Raw genomic sequence first — 15,222 nt, 5'->3', positions numbered from 1 at the left:
ACCTGTAGAGACTGACCGCCAGGCCACACCTGCCGTGGCTTGGCGAAGATTGATCAAAAAACCGCCAGCATTCAGTGACTTGCGCACAAACGGCGGGGATCACGCTGTGGATAACCTTGGGAAGGAACGATACAGGCCACGAGAACCGTGGCCTGTGGAGGTTTGTGCGTTTTTTGATCAGCTGCGACGGCGCAGCGTTAGCCAGGCATCGACGCTGTACACCGCCAGACCGGCCCAGATAAACATGAAGGCGATCAGCGTGCTGGACGACAAATGCTCACCGAACAGCAGCACGGCTTGCAGCAGCACCAGCGTTGGCGCCAGGTATTGCAGGAAGCCGAGCGTGGTGTAAGGCAGATGCCGCGCGGCGGCGTTGAAGCTCACCAGCGGCACCAGCGTCACCGGGCCGGCAGCGACCAGCCACCAGGCTTCGGACGTAGTCCAGAACTCGGCCTGGGCGCTGGTTGCGGTCGGGTTGAACAGCAGCCACGCGAGGGCGATCGGCACCAGCATCCAGGTTTCCACCACCAGCCCCGGCAGCGCCTTGACCGGTGCCTGTTTGCGGATCAGCCCATAGAAACCAAAAGTCAGCGCAAGCACCAGCGACACCCACGGCAGACTTCCCACCTGCCACACCTGCTGAGCCACGCCGACCGTTGCCAGACCGACCGCCAGCCACTGCATGCGCCGCAGGCGTTCGCCCAGAATCAGCATGCCCAGCAACACATTCACCAGCGGGTTGATGTAGTAACCGAGGCTCGCTTCCAGCATCCGGCCGTTGTTCACCGACCAGACGTAGGTCAGCCAGTTGGCCGCGATCAAGGTTCCGCTGAGCGCGAGAATCGCCAGGCGTTTCGGGTTGTCGCGCAGTTCCTGCCACCAGCCGGGGTGCTTCCACACCATCAACAGCAGCGCGCCGAACAGCGCCGACCACAGCACCCGGTGAATGATGATTTCCACTGCCGGCACTTCGGCGATGGCTTTGAAGTAAAGCGGGAACAATCCCCAGATGATGTAGGCACTGAGGCCCAGAATGTACCCGCGACGCGGGTTGGCGGCTTGCATGCAGAATCCTTGCTTAGGCAGCTAACAAAGCAGCGATTGTACGGGCAGTTGTATAGACGTGTCGTGTCAGAAAAGCTTCAACGGCTCTTCGTTCAGCGCCGACAGTTGCTCACGCAACGCCAATACCTGATCGCCCCAATATCGTTCGCTGCCGAACCATGGAAAACTGCGGGGGAACGCCGGATCGTCCCAGCGCCGGGCCAGCCACGCGCTGTAATGCATCAGGCGCAGGGCGCGCAGCGGTTCGATCAGCGCCAGTTCGCGCGGGTCGAAGTCATGAAATTCGTTGTAGCCGTCCATCAATTCCGACAGCTGTCCGAGACAATCCTGACGGTCGCCGGCGAGCATCATCCAGATGTCCTGCACCGCCGGGCCCATGCGGCAGTCGTCGAGGTCGACGATGTGGAACATCTCGTCGCGGCACATCATGTTGCCGGGGTGGCAATCGCCATGCATGCGGATGTTCCGGTGCGGCGTGGCGGCGTAGGCGTCTTCCACACGCTTGAGCAGGTCGCGGGCGACGGACTCGTAGGCCGGCAACAGGCTTTTGGGGATGAAGTTGCCTTCCAGCAAAGTGTTCAGCGAGGCATGGCCGAAGTTCTGCACGGCCAACGCTTCGCGGTGCTCGAACGGTTTGGTTCCGCCGACTGCGTGCATGCGCCCGAGCAACTGGCCGAGGCGATACAGCTGATCGAGATTGCCCGGCTCCGGCGCTCGGCCGCCGCGACGGGGAAACAGGGTAAAACGAAAGCCGGCGTGTTCGTGCAGGGTTTTACCGTTGTGGACCAATGGCGCCACCACCGGGATTTCGACGTCGGCCAGTTCGAAGGTGAACTGGTGCTCTTCCAGAATCGCTTCGTTGGTCCAGCGCTGCGGGCGATAGAACTTGGCGATCAGCGGTTCGGAGTCTTCGATGCCGACCTGATAGACGCGGTTTTCGTAACTGTTGAGCGCCAGAATGCGCGCGTCGCTCAGGAAGCCGATGCTTTCGACGGCATCGAGCACGAGGTCTGGGGTGAGGGTTTCAAACGGGTGGGCCATGCTGACTCCTGCGCGCGGCAGGCTGCCGCGTCCGGCCCAGCATGGTAGCGCAGACGGGGTGTCTTGAGTGGGATCGTTCCCGTGCAGGGCACGGGAACGATCAGCGCGTCGCAGAATCAGGCGCCGACGATCCCGCCATCCTCACGGGTAATCGCCATCACCGAAGAGCGCGGCTTGCCGTTCGGCAAATGCTCGGGGAAGGTCGAACCGCCGTTTTCGCCCGGGTGCTGAATCCCGACGAACAGGGTTTTCTGATCCGGCGAGAAACTGATCCCGGTGACTTCACAACCGATCGGTCCGACCATGAACCGGCGAATCTCGCCCGTCTTGGGATCGGCGCAGAGCATCTGGTTGTTGCCCATTCCGGCAAAGTCCCCGGCGTTGCTGGAATCGCCGTCTGTGAGGATCCACAACCGTCCGGCCTTGTCGAAACCGAGGCCGTCCGGGCTGTTGAACATGTTCTGCGGGGTGATGTTCGACGAGCCGCCCTTTGGCGTTCCGGCGTGCACGCTCGGGTTGCCGGCTACCACGAATAGATCCCAGCCGAAGGTCTTCGAACCGTGATCGTCGCGATCAGTGCGCCAGCGCAGAATCTGCCCGTAGACGTTTTTCTCGCGCGGGTTCGGCCCACCCACCGGTTGCCCGTCTTCGCCGCGCTTGGCGTTGTTGGTCAGGGTGCAATAAACCTGGCCGTCTTTCGGGCTGACCACGATCCATTCCGGGCGGTCCATGCGCGTGGCGCCGACCACGCTGGCGGCGAGACGCGCGTGAATCAGCACTTCGGCCTGATCGGCAAAACCGCTGCTGGCGTCGATGCCGTTCTTGCCGTGGGTCAGCTCGATCCACTGGCCCTGGCCTTTCGGGTGATCGGGGTTACCGTCGCCGGCGTCGAACTTCGCCACGTACAGGGTGCCGTGGTCGAGTATGTCGCGGTTGGCTTTGGCGTTGCGGTGGTTGATGCGGTCGCGGCTGATGAATTTGTAGATGAACTCGCCGCGTTCGTCGTCGCCCATGTACACCACGGCGCGACCGTCGTCGGTCTCGGCCAGGGCGGCGTTTTCGTGTTTGAAACGACCGAGGGCGGTGCGTTTGACCGGGGTCGATTGCGGGTCGAACGGGTCGATTTCCACCACCCAGCCGTGGCGGTTGATCTCGTTCGGGTTCTTCGCCATGTCGAAGCGTGGATCAAACGGATGCCAGTTGATCTCGCGGCTGGCGGCTGTCACGCCGTAGCGTTTCTGCGCCGGGTTGAATTGCTGCTGGGCGTTGCTGCTGCCGAAGCAGTCGGTGAAGTTTTCTTCGCAGGTCAGGTAAGTGCCCCACGGGGTCTTGCCGTTGGCGCAGTTCTGGAAGGTGCCGAGGACTTTCTTGCCGTGCTTGTCGGCGCTGGTTTTCATCAGCTCATGGCCGGCAGCCGGGCCACTGATACGCAGCGGCGAGTTGCCGTGGATGCGGCGGTTGTAACGCGAGCCCTGAACGAACTGCCACTGGCCGTTCTTGCGCGCCACTTCGATCACCGACACGCCTTCGCAGGCCAGGGCCTTGCGCACGTCTTCCGCCGATTGCGGCTGGCCGCCATGGGGGTAGAGGTAGCGGTAGTTGGTGTATTCGTTGTTGATCGCCATCAGGGCGCGATTCTTGTCGTCCGGGAAGGCGAACAGGCTCATGCCGTCGTTGTTGTCGCCGAACTGCACTTCCTGTGCAGCCGCGGTGCCGTTGCCGCTCGGGTCGAAGGCCGGGCCGTTCTTGTGCAGGGGCTGACCCCAGCTGATCAGCACCGATGACTTGTAGCCCTTGGGCAGACTGATGACGTCGGTGGTGGCGGCCGGAATGCTGTCGAAGCCGAGCAGGCGGCTGTTACCGGCGCTGACACCGGTGGCCAGCGCGCTGCGGCTCAACAGGCTGCCGCCGAGGAACATCGCCGCGCCGCACAACGCGCCGGCACCGATGAAACCGCGACGGCTCAGGCCGACCATTTTTTCCAGGTCAGTGGATTGGTTTTCTTCTAATAGGCTCACATCAGGCTTCCTGCTTGGTTTTGGCAGCCACCTTAATGAGAGGCGATGACGCTTTTGTTGCAGGAGCCCGTGCTAAAGCGGCGTGCCGATCAGCACATTGGACGGCGAGAACTGCACCTGCACCGGTTGTTCGACGGTCAGTTTGTGGGTGCGCAGGTGCAGTGGCTCAGCCAGGGCGCAGAGTGTCTGGCCATTGGGCAGGGCGATGCGCACTTCGCTGGGGCCGTCCTCGGCGTCGAGAATTGCTTCGAGGGTGCCCTCGAGAAGATTGTGACCAGATGTTGCAGCCTGTCCGCTGCCCAACAATTCAAGCCAGCCAGCCTTGATCAATGCCACGACTTCGGTACCCGGTTGCAGCTCCAGATGCACGGTGCTGTCGTGGGTGATCTGCGCGTCGATGCACAGGCCTTCGGCCAGTTCGAGGCGGATCAGGTCATTGCGGCCCTGATGCTCGATGCTGACGACCTTGCCGTGCAATTGGTTACGCGCGCTGGTCCTGAGCATCAAACGGCCGAGCAAATCCAGATCGCTGGCGTCTTCGGCGGCTTCCAGCACCTGTGCCTGCAAGGCTTGCAGCTTCTGATAAAGACGCAGCACCCGTTCGCCTTCGCTGGACAGTTTCGCTCCACCGCCGCCCTTGCCGCCGACAGCCCGTTCGACCAAGGGTTTCTGCGCCAGATTGTTCAGCTCGTCGATGGCATCCCACGCCGCCTTGTAACTCAGGCCCGCGCTTTTCGCGGCGCGGGTGATCGAGCCCTGTTCGGCAATGTGTTGCAGCAAAGCGATGCGCTGCGGGCGGCGGACGATGTGCTGGGACAACAGGGAAGGCAAGGACATGTCGGGTGCTTTGTGCTGGGTTGATGGAGGAGGAAGTTGGCCGCTTGGCGCGTGTGAGTCAAGCCGCGTCGCCAGGTTTCGGTGTTCGGGCCAGGCAGTAGACGTCGACCCGCGTGGCGCCTGCGTCCACCAGCAGCCGGGCCAATGCCTGAGCAGTGGCGCCGGTGGTCAGCACATCATCGACCAAGGCCAGATGCCGGCCTTGTACATGAGCTTCCGGCAAGAGGTCGAAGGCGTTGCGCAGGTTGCGTTTGCGCGCCTTGGCGTCGAGTGCCTGCTGGGCGCTGGTGTCTTGAATACGGCGCAGGACATTTTCTTCGCAGGGCAGATCCAGTTGCTCGCTGAGCCACCGCGTCAGCATTGCCGCCTGATTGAATCCACGTTGGCGCAGACGCTTGTTCGCCAATGGCACTGGTAACAAAGCGTCCGGGCGCAGCAGACCTTCGTCGAAGCGATGTTGCAGGTATTGCCCGAGAACATCGCCGAGCAGGCGGCCAATCGGCCATTTCGCGTTGTGCTTGAAGCGGGTGATCAGGCTGTCCACCGGAAAGCCATAGGACCAGGGCACCACCACGTGTTCGAAGGCGGGCGGATCCTTGAGACAGCCACCGCACGTCAGACCCGTAGCGGGCAGTGGTAAGGCACACGTTACGCATTGATCGCTCAACCAGGGCAGATCGGTTTCGCAAGCCACGCAGAGAGGTGTTTCGGTTTCCGTCGGCTCATCGCACAGCAAACAGTGTTGGTTGTTATTTAACCAGATGTAAACCGGTCTATCTTGATGTGGTTGACAGTGCATGTCTCTTCCTTAAATATGCCGAACATCCGTGTCGTGCCTGTGGGTATTCCGTTTCCCCAGGCGCAAGCCAAGCATAACCAAGGAATCGCCCATGAGCGCCAGCACCACTGCCACCCTGCGTCACGACTGGTCTTTAGCCGAAGTCAAAGCACTCTTCGTTCAGCCATTCAACGACTTGCTGTTCCAGGCGCAGACGGTGCACCGCGCGCATTTCGACGCCAACCGCGTCCAGGTTTCTACCCTGCTGTCGATCAAGACCGGCGCCTGCCCGGAAGATTGCAAATACTGTCCGCAGTCCGGTCACTACAACACCGGGCTGGAAAAAGAAAAACTGATGGAAGTGCAGAAAGTCCTCGAAGAGGCTGCCCGCGCCAAAGCCATCGGTTCGACCCGTTTCTGCATGGGCGCGGCGTGGAAGCATCCGTCGGCCAAGGACATGCCGTACGTGTTGAAGATGGTCGAAGGCGTGAAAGCCATGGGCCTGGAAACCTGCATGACCCTCGGTCGACTCGATCAAGATCAGACCGAAGCGCTGGCCAAGGCCGGGCTCGACTACTACAACCACAACCTCGACACCTCGCCGGAGTTCTACGGCAGCATCATCACCACCCGCACCTACAGCGAGCGTCTGCAGACTCTGGCCTACGTGCGCGATGCCGGCATGAAAATCTGCTCCGGCGGCATCCTCGGCATGGGTGAGTCCCTCGATGACCGCGCGAACCTGTTGATCCAGCTGGCCAACCTGCCGGAGCATCCGGAATCGGTGCCGATCAACATGCTGGTGAAAGTGGCCGGTACACCGCTGGAAAACGCCGACGACGTCGATCCGTTCGACTTCATCCGCATGCTTGCCGTGGCACGCATCCTCATGCCGCAATCCCACGTGCGCCTGTCCGCCGGCCGCGAAGCGATGAACGAGCAGATGCAGGCCCTGGCGTTCTTCGCCGGCGCCAACTCGATTTTCTACGGCGACAAACTGTTGACCACCGCCAACCCGCAGGCCGATAAGGACATGCAACTGTTTGCACGTCTGGGCATTCAGCCGGAAGCCCGCGAAGAACATGCCGACGAAGTGCATCAGGCCGCCATCGAGCAGGCGCTGGTGGAGCAGAAGAGCAGCGAGCAGTTCTACAACGCGGCAGTCTGATCGTCCGTTCTTTCAGGCGCTGCCTCGGGCAGCGCCTGCTGATTCACTTGCTACCCGTGAGGCTTGCATGTCTTTCGATCTCGCCGCACGCCTTGCTGCCCGTCGTGCCGAAAATCTCTATCGCCAGCGACCGCTGCTTGAAAGCCCCCAGGGGCCGCAAGTGGTGGTCGACGGTCAGCCGTTGCTGGCATTCTGCAACAACGATTACCTGGGCCTGGCCAATCACCCGCAAGTGATCGAAGCCTGGCGCGCCGGTGCTTCTAAGTGGGGCGTCGGCGGTGGAGCCTCGCATCTGGTGATCGGCCATAGTGGCCCGCATCACGCTTTGGAAGAAGCTCTCGCCGACCTCACCGGACGGCCGCGTGCGCTGTTGTTCACCACCGGCTACATGGCCAACCTCGGCGCGGTCACGGCGTTGGTCGGGCAGGGCGATACGGTGCTGGAAGACCGGCTCAATCATGCGTCGTTGCTGGACGCCGGATTGTTGTCCGGCGCGCGCTTCAATCGTTATCTGCACAACGACGCCGAAAGCCTCGCCAAACGTCTGGAGAAAGCCACCGGCAATACGCTGGTGGTCACCGACGGCGTGTTCAGCATGGACGGTGATCTCGCCGACCTGCCGGCGCTGGTCCGGGAAGCCAAGGCCAAAGGCGCTTGGTTGATGGTCGATGACGCCCACGGTTTCGGTCCTCTGGGCGCGAACGGTGGCGGGATCGTCGAGCATTTCGGTTTGAGCCAGGATGACGTGCCGGTGCTGGTCGGCACACTCGGCAAAGCGTTCGGCACGGCGGGCGCGTTTGTCGCCGGCAGTGAAGAGTTGATCGAAAGCCTGATCCAGTTTGCCCGCCCGTACATCTACACCACCAGCCAGCCGCCGGCGCTGGCCTGCGCAACATTGAAAAGCCTGGAGCTGCTGCGCAGCGAGCACTGGCGTCGCGAGCATTTGCGAACGCTGATCCGCCAGTTCCGCCACGGCGCCGAACAGATCGGTCTGGAGTTGATGGACAGCTTCACGCCGATCCAGCCGATCATGATTGGCGATGCCGGTCGCGCCGTGCGTTTGTCACAGATGCTGCGCGAGCGTGGGCTGATGGTCACCGCGATCCGTCCGCCGACCGTGCCTGCCGGCAGTGCGCGGCTGCGGGTCACCCTGACCGCCGCCCACAGCGAGGCGCAGGTGCAACTATTGTTAGAAGGACTGGCCGATTGCTTTGCCCAACTGAAGTCGGAGCCAAGCCATGCGTGATCGACTGATTCTGCTCCCCGGCTGGGGCCTCGGGGTTTCCCCGCTGGAGCCGTTGGCGGCAGCGCTGCGTGGGCTCGATGAACACCTGACGGTGGAAGTCGAACCGCTGCCGGAGCTGGAATCCAGCGATCTTCAAGACTGGCTCGAAGAACTCGACGAACGCATTCCTCAGGACGTCTGGCTGGGGGGCTGGTCGCTGGGCGGCACGCTGGCTTCTGAGCTGGCGGCGCGGCGTGGTGAACATTGCTGCGGCTTGCTGACATTGGCGAGCAATCCTTCTTTTGTGGCCCATGACCAGTGGCCGAGCGCGATGCCGGGGGAAACCTTCGATGCGTTTCTGGCCGGTTGCAGTGCTGATCCGCGCCAGACCCTCAAGCGTTTTTCGTTGCTGTGCGCTCAGGGTGCGCAAGACTCTCGCGGCTTGTCGCGACTGTTGCTGGGCGGTGCGCCGAACATTTCACCGATCGCCTTGATGGCGGGTCTGGAGTTGTTGGCGCAGATCGATACGCGCAATGCCTTGCAGGTGTTTCGAGGCCCGCAATTGCATTTGTTTGGCGGGCTGGACGGGCTGGTGCCGGCGGAAGCTGCGGGCGAGTTGTTCGCGTTGCTGGCGGATGTCGAGGTCGGGCTGATCGAGCAGGCCAGCCATGCGTTTCTTCTGGAAGATCCCCACGGTGTGGCGGGGGCGATCCAGGCGTTTTTAAGTGAGTGTGGTGATGACTGATTTGTCTCTTGCGGCGCTGCCCGGTGGCTTGCCTGACAAGCGCCAGGTCGCGGCTTCTTTTTCTCGCGCAGCGCCCAGCTACGACAGCGTCGCAGAGTTGCAGCGTGATGTCGGTACGCAGCTGTTGAATCGTTTGCCGGCGGATTTTCGGTCGGCACGCTGGCTGGATCTTGGCTGTGGCACTGGTTATTTCACCCGGGTGCTGGCCGAACGTTTTGCGGGAAACGAAGGGCTGGCGCTGGACATTGCCGAAGGCATGCTCAATCACGCCCGGCCGTTGGGCGGGGCCACGCACTTCATCGCCGGCGATGCTGAACGCTTGCCGTTGCAGGATTCGACCTGCGATCTGATCTTTTCCAGCCTCGCCGTGCAGTGGTGTGCGGACTTTGAATCGGTGCTCGCCGAAGCCTTCCGGGTGCTGAAACCGGGGGGGATTTTCGCGTTTGCTAGTCTTTGTGTAGGGACGCTGTACGAATTGCGCGACAGCTGGCGTCAGGTCGATGGCCTGGTGCACGTCAACCGCTTTCGCGAGTTCGCCCGGTACGAGCAATTGTGCGCGGCCAGTGGTCTGCGCACGGTCAGTCTGGAGAACCGGCCACATGTGCTGCATTACCCGGATGTGCGCAGCCTGACACACGAACTCAAGGCGCTGGGCGCGCATAACCTGAACCCCGGTCGACCGGGCGGATTGACCGGGCGGGCGCGGATTCTGGGGCTGGTCGAGGCTTACGAGCAGTTTCGTCAGCTGCAGGGCTTGCCGGCGACTTATCAGGTGGTCTACGCCGTGTTGGAGAAACCCTTATGAGCGCAGCCTATTTCATCACCGGAACCGACACTGACGTCGGCAAGACGACTGTCGCCGCTGGGTTGCTGCATGCCGCCAGATCCGCCGGGTTGAGTACGGCGGCGGGCAAGCCTGTGGCGTCCGGTTGCATCGTGACGCCCAGAGGTCTGCGCAATTCGGATGCGCTGGCGTTGCAGGCCGAGTGCTCTTTGCCGCTGACTTATCAACAGGTCAATCCGGTGGCGTTTGAGCCGGCGATCGCGCCGCATCTGGCGGCCCGTGAGGCTGGCGTGGCGCTGACTGTGCAGTCGCTACTGGCGCCGATGCGCGAAATTCTGGCGATGAACGCCGACTTCACACTGATTGAAGGCGCGGGCGGGTGGCGGGTGCCGTTGGCAGATCAGGACAATCTGTCGGACCTGGCGATTGCGTTGCAGTTGCCGGTGATTCTGGTGGTGGGCGTGCGTCTGGGTTGCATCAGCCATGCATTGCTGACGGCCGAGGCGATTGCCCGGGACGGGTTGCAACTGGCGGGATGGGTGGCGAACATCATCGATCCGAAGACCTCGCGACTGGAAGAAAACCTGGCGACGCTTGCCGAGCGCATTCCGGCGCCGTGCCTCGGGCGGGTGCCGAAACTCAAGGCGGTCAGCGCCGAGGCGGTCGCCGATCACTTGCAACTGGATCTGCTCGACTGATTTTGGCTATGACAAGGCACTGTGCCATTAGTGTTTTTGACGGGTGTTTTTCTGACGCCTCTGGTTCAATGGCACCCATTGATCCTTCCCAAGGATGAGAGCTCCCATGGAAATCTCCGGAAACACAGCTTTTTATGCAGGTCTGAGCAGCATTCAGACCGGGCAGAACCGCGTCGATCAGGCTGCCAGCCAGATCGCCAACAACACCATTGAGCGTTCGGTCACCAGCCAGTCCTCCGAAGCCCAGATCGATCGCCTGCGCGGCGTGGATCGCAGCCAGCAAATGGATCCGGGCAGCGCCATGGCCGAGATGGCCCAGGGCAAGTTTCAAGTGGAACTGGGCACGAAAGTCGCCAAGGCATCCGATGAAATGCTCGGTACGATCATCGATACGTTCGCCTGATTTTCTGATACCCGCTTTGCCAGACGCCGCGACTGTTCGCGGCGTTTTTCGTTGTAAGTCCTTCTCCCTCAACTAATCTTTTTTCATTGCACATGGCTCGTTCGGGCGCATGTCGCGTTGCTGTGTCCGGTGTTCGAAAAATGTGATGACGAATGGCAAAAGATCGACGCTTGACAAGATTTCGGCGTAAACGTATGTTTCAAACAACTGTTTGACCGTCACAACAAATCAATGCGGTCGTTCATTCCCGGTTACATCAGCAGAGGTTTATCGCTATGCCTGACTACAAGGCCCCCTTGCGTGATATTCGCTTCGTTCGTGACGAACTGCTCGGCTACGAAGCGCACTATCAGAGCCTTCCAGCGTGCGCAGAGGCAACGCCGGACATGGTTGACGCCATTCTCGAAGAGGGCGCCAAGTTTTGTGAGCAGGTGCTGGCACCGCTGAACCGCGTGGGTGACACCGAGGGCTGCACCTGGAGCGAGTCCGGGGTGAAAACCCCGACCGGTTTCAAAGAGGCCTACAAGCAATTCGTGGAAGGCGGCTGGCCAAGCCTGGCGCATGACGTCGAGCACGGCGGTCAGGGTCTGCCTGAGTCGTTGGGTCTGGCTGTCAGCGAAATGGTCGGCGAAGCGAACTGGTCGTGGGGCATGTACCCGGGCCTGTCGCACGGCGCGATGAACACCATCTCCGAGCACGGCACTCCAGAGCAGCAAGAAGCCTATCTGACCAAACTGGTCTCCGGCGAATGGACCGGCACCATGTGCCTGACCGAACCGCACTGCGGCACCGACCTGGGCATGCTGCGCACCAAGGCCGAACCTCAGGCCGACGGTTCCTACAAAGTCTCCGGTACCAAGATCTTCATCTCGGCCGGTGAACACGACATGGCCGACAACATCGTCCACATCGTGCTGGCCCGCCTGCCGGATGCACCGGCCGGTACCAAAGGCATTTCCCTGTTCATCGTTCCCAAGTTCCTGCCGAACGCCGACGGCACCGTCGGTGCACGCAACGCCGTGAACTGTGGTTCGATCGAACACAAGATGGGCATCCACGGCAACGCGACTTGCGTGATGAACTTCGACGGCGCGACCGGTTTCCTGATCGGCCCGGCGAACAAAGGCCTGAACTGCATGTTCACCTTCATGAACACCGCACGTCTGGGGACCGCGCTGCAGGGTCTGGCTCACGCCGAAATCGGCTTCCAGGGTGGCCTGAAGTACGCTCGCGATCGCCTGCAAATGCGTTCCCTGACTGGCCCGAAAGCGCCGGACAAAGCGGCTGACCCGATCATCGTTCACCCAGACGTACGTCGCATGCTGTTGACCATGAAGGCATTCGCCGAAGGCAACCGTGCGATGGTGTACTTCACCGCCAAACAGGTCGACATCGTCAAGTACGGCGTGGACGAAGAAGAGAAGAAGAAAGCCGACGCACTGCTGGCCTTCATGACTCCGATCGCCAAAGCGTTCATGACCGAAGTCGGTTTCGAATCCGCCAACCACGGCGTACAGATCTACGGCGGCCACGGCTTCATCGCCGAGTGGGGCATGGAGCAGAACGTTCGCGACAGCCGCATCTCGATGCTGTACGAAGGCACCACCGGCATCCAGGCACTCGACCTGCTGGGCCGTAAAGTGCTGATGACTCAGGGCGAGGCTTTGAAGGGCTTCACCAAGATCGTCCACAAGTTCTGTCAGAACAACGAAGGCAACGAAGCCGTCAAAGAATTCGTCGCACCGTTGGCTGCACTGAACAAAGAGTGGGGCGAGCTGACCATGAAGGTCGGTATGGCCGCCATGAAAGATCGCGAAGAAGTCGGCGCGGCCTCTGTGGACTACCTGATGTACTCCGGTTACGCCTGCCTGGCCTACTTCTGGGCTGACATGGCGCGTCTGGCTGCTGAAAAACTGGCTGCCGGCACCACCGACGAGGCGTTCTACACCGCCAAGCTGCAAACCGCGCGCTTCTACTTCCAGCGCATCCTGCCGCGTACCCGTACGCACGTAGCCACCATGTTGTCGGGCGCCAACAACCTGATGGACATGAAAGAAGAAGACTTCGCACTGGGCTACTAAACCTTAACGCAGTCCTTCAAAAAACCGCTGCCCCTTCGGGGGCAGCGGTTTTTTTTGTACCCGGATTTCCCCAATCCCGGGGCTGATTCCCCAGCATTGATGAGGGCGCTGCTCAGCCGAACCCTTACGCTTATTGATTCAAAATGTTTCCAGAAGAATGGCCAATTAATTGCACTGCCCGAATTACCGGTGCTAACCAGAACTGCCTGCTCAAAGAAGCAAGACGCCCGGCACTTAACTACAACAGTCAGGGTGAAGCCTATGAAAATCAGTCGACTCGCTCGTTTGACCTTCTGGTTACCCGCCGCGCTGTCAGTCCACAGCGCATGGGCCGCCGACCCAGTCGAAGTCGATCCTCCCGTGCCGGAGGTGCCGTCGCTGCAGTCGTTGCGGGGGATGGTGCCTCCCGATCCGTCCGGGACCGAAGGCGGACGCAAGGTCGATCTGATGACCGACTACGTGCTCAACCGCTCTGCCGCCATCCTGTTGGGCAAGGCGTTGTTCTGGGACATGGAGATCGGCAGCGACGGCGCGACTGCATGCGCCTCCTGCCACTACCATGCCGGCGTCGATCACCGCATCACCAACCAGCTCAACCCCGGCCAGGCCAACACCAACGCCAACGTCGCGTCGATTTTCAACAAGCCGTTTGTGGCCTCCGACATTCCCGGTGACGTGGCGTCCTACGCGACATTGTCCGGCGGGAAGGGCGGTCCGAATTACACACTGAAGAAAACCGACTTCCCGACCCACGTGTTGAGCAATCCCCTGGAGCGCAACTCGCCCATCGTTTACTCGACAGACGACGTGGTCGGCTCGCAAGGCGTGTTTGACGCCAACTTCGTCAAGCCCAATCAGGCACGTTTTGACAAATGCACTCAGCAGCCGGATGGTATTTTCCAGGTCGGTGGCATCAACGTTCGCCGCAGCACCGGACGCAATGCGCCGTCAGTGATCAACGCCGCGTTCAACGTGCGAAATTTCTGGGACGGCCGGGCCAACAACGTGTTCAACGGCTTCTCGCCGTTCGGCAATCGCGATCCGGATGCCGGGATCTACGTGACCAGCGAACGCAGCACGGTTGCCACCAAAGTGAGGCTGGCGCTTAACGATGCGTCAGCCGCCTCGCAAGCCGTCGGCCCGCCCGGTAGCCCGGTGGAAATGTCCTGCGGCGGCCGTACCTTTGCCGACATCGGTCGCCGGATGCTCGACACGCTGATGCTCAAGCAGCAGCGGATTTCTTCCACCGATTCGGTTCTGGGCCCGGTGTCCGGCGCACGTCGCCCGACTTATCGCGAACTGATCAAGAATGCCTTCCAGCCCCGGCTGTGGAACGCCACGCAAAACGTTCTGGTGGGCGGTGCGCCGTACACCCAGATGGAGGCTAACTTCCCGCTGTTCTTCGGCCTGGCGATTCAGATGTACGAAGCCACGCTGATCTCCGATCAGGCGCCGATTGATGCTTACCTGCAGGGCGATCACACCGCGATGAACGCGCAACAGGTCGAAGGCATGAAGCTGTTTCTCGGCAAGGGCAAATGCGTCAATTGCCACGGCGGGCCGGAGCTGACCAACGCTGCCAGCCGCCTGCTGATGCATCCGCGTGAACGCATCGAACGGATGGTGATGGCCGATAACCTGACCACTCTGTACGACAACGGTTTCTACAACACCGGCGTGCGCCCGACCTCGGAAGATCTGGCCCTCGGCGGCGCTGATGCGTGGGGCAATCCTTGGTCGTTCACCCGACAGTACAATACCGTATTGCAGGGCGGAAAATCGGTCGATCCGCTGGACGTCGATGTCTGCACGTTCGAGGCGCCATTGAGCGCGGCCATTCCATGCGATGCCACGCTCAAACCGAATGTCGGTTTCCGCGATTCGGTCGACGGCGCGTTCAAGACGCCGACCCTGCGCAACATCGCCCTGACCGGGCCGTACTTCCATAACGGCAGCCGCTCGACGCTCAAACAGGTGATGGAGTTCTACAACCGTGGCGGGGACCGGCGCGGGGAAGACGCCAACAACACCAGCGGTTTCGAGCATCCGGCGGTGAACCAGCACAACACTTCCAACCTCGATCCGGACATGACGGCGCTGAACCTGACGCCCGATGAAATCGACGCGCTGGTGAAATTCATGGAAGTCGGCTTGACCGATCCGCGCGTGGCCTGGGAGCGAGCACCGTTCGATCATCCGTCGCTGGTGATCCCGCAGGGCCATATCGGCGATGAAAATGCCGTGACCCAGCGCCCGGCCAGTCCGAAAGTCACGACCCGCCAGGCGACGGACGCATCGCTCAATCTCAAGCCTTACGGCGCTGAAGGCCGGCCGGCGGCGGAGGGGCCGTTGCAGCCGTTCTACAACGATCTTTGAGGG

The 15,222-nt window shown here is 61.4% G+C and carries 13 protein-coding genes; 8 read left to right on the top strand and 5 right to left on the bottom strand.

All coding sequences use genetic code 11. From position 1 onward, the window contains the following. Window positions 1-177 precede the first annotated feature (177 nt). From rarD to NH234_RS27335, 5 genes are all read right to left on the bottom strand, one after another. Window positions 178-1,065 (bottom strand): EamA family transporter RarD, encoded by an 888-nt coding sequence (rarD, locus tag NH234_RS27355; protein ID WP_367254938.1) that lies wholly within the window; start codon window positions 1,063-1,065, stop codon window positions 178-180. Between the two features lie 66 nt (window positions 1,066-1,131). After that, a complete protein-coding gene (locus tag NH234_RS27350; protein WP_367254936.1) occupies window positions 1,132-2,106 on the bottom strand; it encodes a serine/threonine protein kinase in 975 nt (324 codons plus the stop codon). Between the two features lie 116 nt (window positions 2,107-2,222). Beyond that, window positions 2,223-4,124 carry a PhoX family phosphatase gene (locus NH234_RS27345; protein ID WP_085731677.1) on the bottom strand — a complete coding sequence of 634 codons (1,902 nt, stop codon included), beginning with the start codon at window positions 4,122-4,124 and terminating at the stop codon, window positions 2,223-2,225. Window positions 4,125-4,196: 72 nt separating this feature from the next. Beyond that, entirely contained in the window at window positions 4,197-4,961 is a 765-nt protein-coding gene (locus tag NH234_RS27340; protein ID WP_367254934.1) for a TOBE domain-containing protein, read from the bottom strand. Between the two features lie 58 nt (window positions 4,962-5,019). Further along, window positions 5,020-5,760 carry a ComF family protein gene (locus NH234_RS27335; RefSeq protein ID WP_367254932.1) on the bottom strand — a complete coding sequence of 247 codons (741 nt, stop codon included), beginning with the start codon at window positions 5,758-5,760 and terminating at the stop codon, window positions 5,020-5,022. 91 nt (window positions 5,761-5,851) lie between these two features. On the opposite strand from NH234_RS27335, the gene bioB reads away from it, so the two are divergent. From bioB to NH234_RS27295, 8 genes are all read left to right on the top strand, one after another. Beyond that, window positions 5,852-6,907 (top strand): biotin synthase BioB, encoded by a 1,056-nt coding sequence (gene bioB / locus NH234_RS27330; protein WP_085731680.1) that lies wholly within the window; start codon window positions 5,852-5,854, stop codon window positions 6,905-6,907. Between the two features lie 67 nt (window positions 6,908-6,974). Further along, window positions 6,975-8,153 carry an 8-amino-7-oxononanoate synthase gene (bioF, locus tag NH234_RS27325; protein WP_367254931.1) on the top strand — a complete coding sequence of 393 codons (1,179 nt, stop codon included), beginning with the start codon at window positions 6,975-6,977 and terminating at the stop codon, window positions 8,151-8,153. Next, entirely contained in the window at window positions 8,146-8,877 is a 732-nt protein-coding gene (locus NH234_RS27320) for an alpha/beta fold hydrolase (RefSeq protein WP_367254929.1), read from the top strand. The genes bioF and NH234_RS27320 overlap by 8 nt, the downstream gene beginning before the upstream one ends. Beyond that, window positions 8,870-9,682 (top strand): malonyl-ACP O-methyltransferase BioC, encoded by an 813-nt coding sequence (gene bioC / locus NH234_RS27315; RefSeq protein WP_085731683.1) that lies wholly within the window; start codon window positions 8,870-8,872, stop codon window positions 9,680-9,682. The genes NH234_RS27320 and bioC overlap by 8 nt, the downstream gene beginning before the upstream one ends. Then, window positions 9,679-10,359, top strand: a complete 681-nt coding sequence (gene bioD, locus NH234_RS27310) for a dethiobiotin synthase (protein WP_085731684.1) — start codon at window positions 9,679-9,681, stop codon at window positions 10,357-10,359. The genes bioC and bioD overlap by 4 nt, the downstream gene beginning before the upstream one ends. Before the next feature lie 106 nt (window positions 10,360-10,465). Continuing rightward, window positions 10,466-10,762 carry a pyrroloquinoline quinone biosynthesis protein PqqE gene (locus tag NH234_RS27305; RefSeq protein WP_085731685.1) on the top strand — a complete coding sequence of 99 codons (297 nt, stop codon included), beginning with the start codon at window positions 10,466-10,468 and terminating at the stop codon, window positions 10,760-10,762. A 275-nt stretch (window positions 10,763-11,037) separates the two neighbouring features. After that, the gene (locus NH234_RS27300; RefSeq protein WP_085731686.1) at window positions 11,038-12,843 is read left to right on the top strand and encodes a phenylacyl-CoA dehydrogenase; all 1,806 of its coding nucleotides are present in this window, start codon (window positions 11,038-11,040) and stop codon (window positions 12,841-12,843) included. Between the two features lie 261 nt (window positions 12,844-13,104). Beyond that, on the top strand, window positions 13,105-15,219 hold the full coding sequence (locus NH234_RS27295) for a cytochrome-c peroxidase (RefSeq protein ID WP_367254926.1): 2,115 nt from the start codon (window positions 13,105-13,107) through the stop codon (window positions 15,217-15,219). The last annotated feature ends 3 nt before the right edge of the window (window positions 15,220-15,222 follow it).

The sequence above is a fragment of the Pseudomonas sp. stari2 genome, assembly GCF_040760005.1.
Lineage (GTDB): Bacteria > Pseudomonadota > Gammaproteobacteria > Pseudomonadales > Pseudomonadaceae > Aquipseudomonas.
Note: the sequence above shows the minus strand (reverse complement) of the source record. Positions and strands in the feature narration are given on the sequence as shown.

Excerpts from the sequence above, each read along its gene's own strand:
- rarD (WP_367254938.1), bottom strand. The coding sequence starts at position 1,065 with ATGCAAGCCGCCAACCCGCGTCGCGGGTACATTCTGGGCCTCAGTGCC.
- NH234_RS27350 (WP_367254936.1), bottom strand. The coding sequence starts at position 2,106 with ATGGCCCACCCGTTTGAAACCCTCACCCCAGACCTCGTGCTCGATGCC.
- NH234_RS27340 (WP_367254934.1), bottom strand. The coding sequence starts at position 4,961 with ATGTCCTTGCCTTCCCTGTTGTCCCAGCACATCGTCCGCCGCCCGCAG.
- NH234_RS27335 (WP_367254932.1), bottom strand. The coding sequence starts at position 5,760 with ATGCACTGTCAACCACATCAAGATAGACCGGTTTACATCTGGTTAAAT.
- bioB (WP_085731680.1), top strand. The coding sequence starts at position 5,852 with ATGAGCGCCAGCACCACTGCCACCCTGCGTCACGACTGGTCTTTAGCC.
- bioF (WP_367254931.1), top strand. The coding sequence starts at position 6,975 with ATGTCTTTCGATCTCGCCGCACGCCTTGCTGCCCGTCGTGCCGAAAAT.
- NH234_RS27320 (WP_367254929.1), top strand. The coding sequence starts at position 8,146 with ATGCGTGATCGACTGATTCTGCTCCCCGGCTGGGGCCTCGGGGTTTCC.
- bioC (WP_085731683.1), top strand. The coding sequence starts at position 8,870 with ATGACTGATTTGTCTCTTGCGGCGCTGCCCGGTGGCTTGCCTGACAAG.
- bioD (WP_085731684.1), top strand. The coding sequence starts at position 9,679 with ATGAGCGCAGCCTATTTCATCACCGGAACCGACACTGACGTCGGCAAG.
- NH234_RS27305 (WP_085731685.1), top strand. The coding sequence starts at position 10,466 with ATGGAAATCTCCGGAAACACAGCTTTTTATGCAGGTCTGAGCAGCATT.
- NH234_RS27300 (WP_085731686.1), top strand. The coding sequence starts at position 11,038 with ATGCCTGACTACAAGGCCCCCTTGCGTGATATTCGCTTCGTTCGTGAC.
- NH234_RS27295 (WP_367254926.1), top strand. The coding sequence starts at position 13,105 with ATGAAAATCAGTCGACTCGCTCGTTTGACCTTCTGGTTACCCGCCGCG.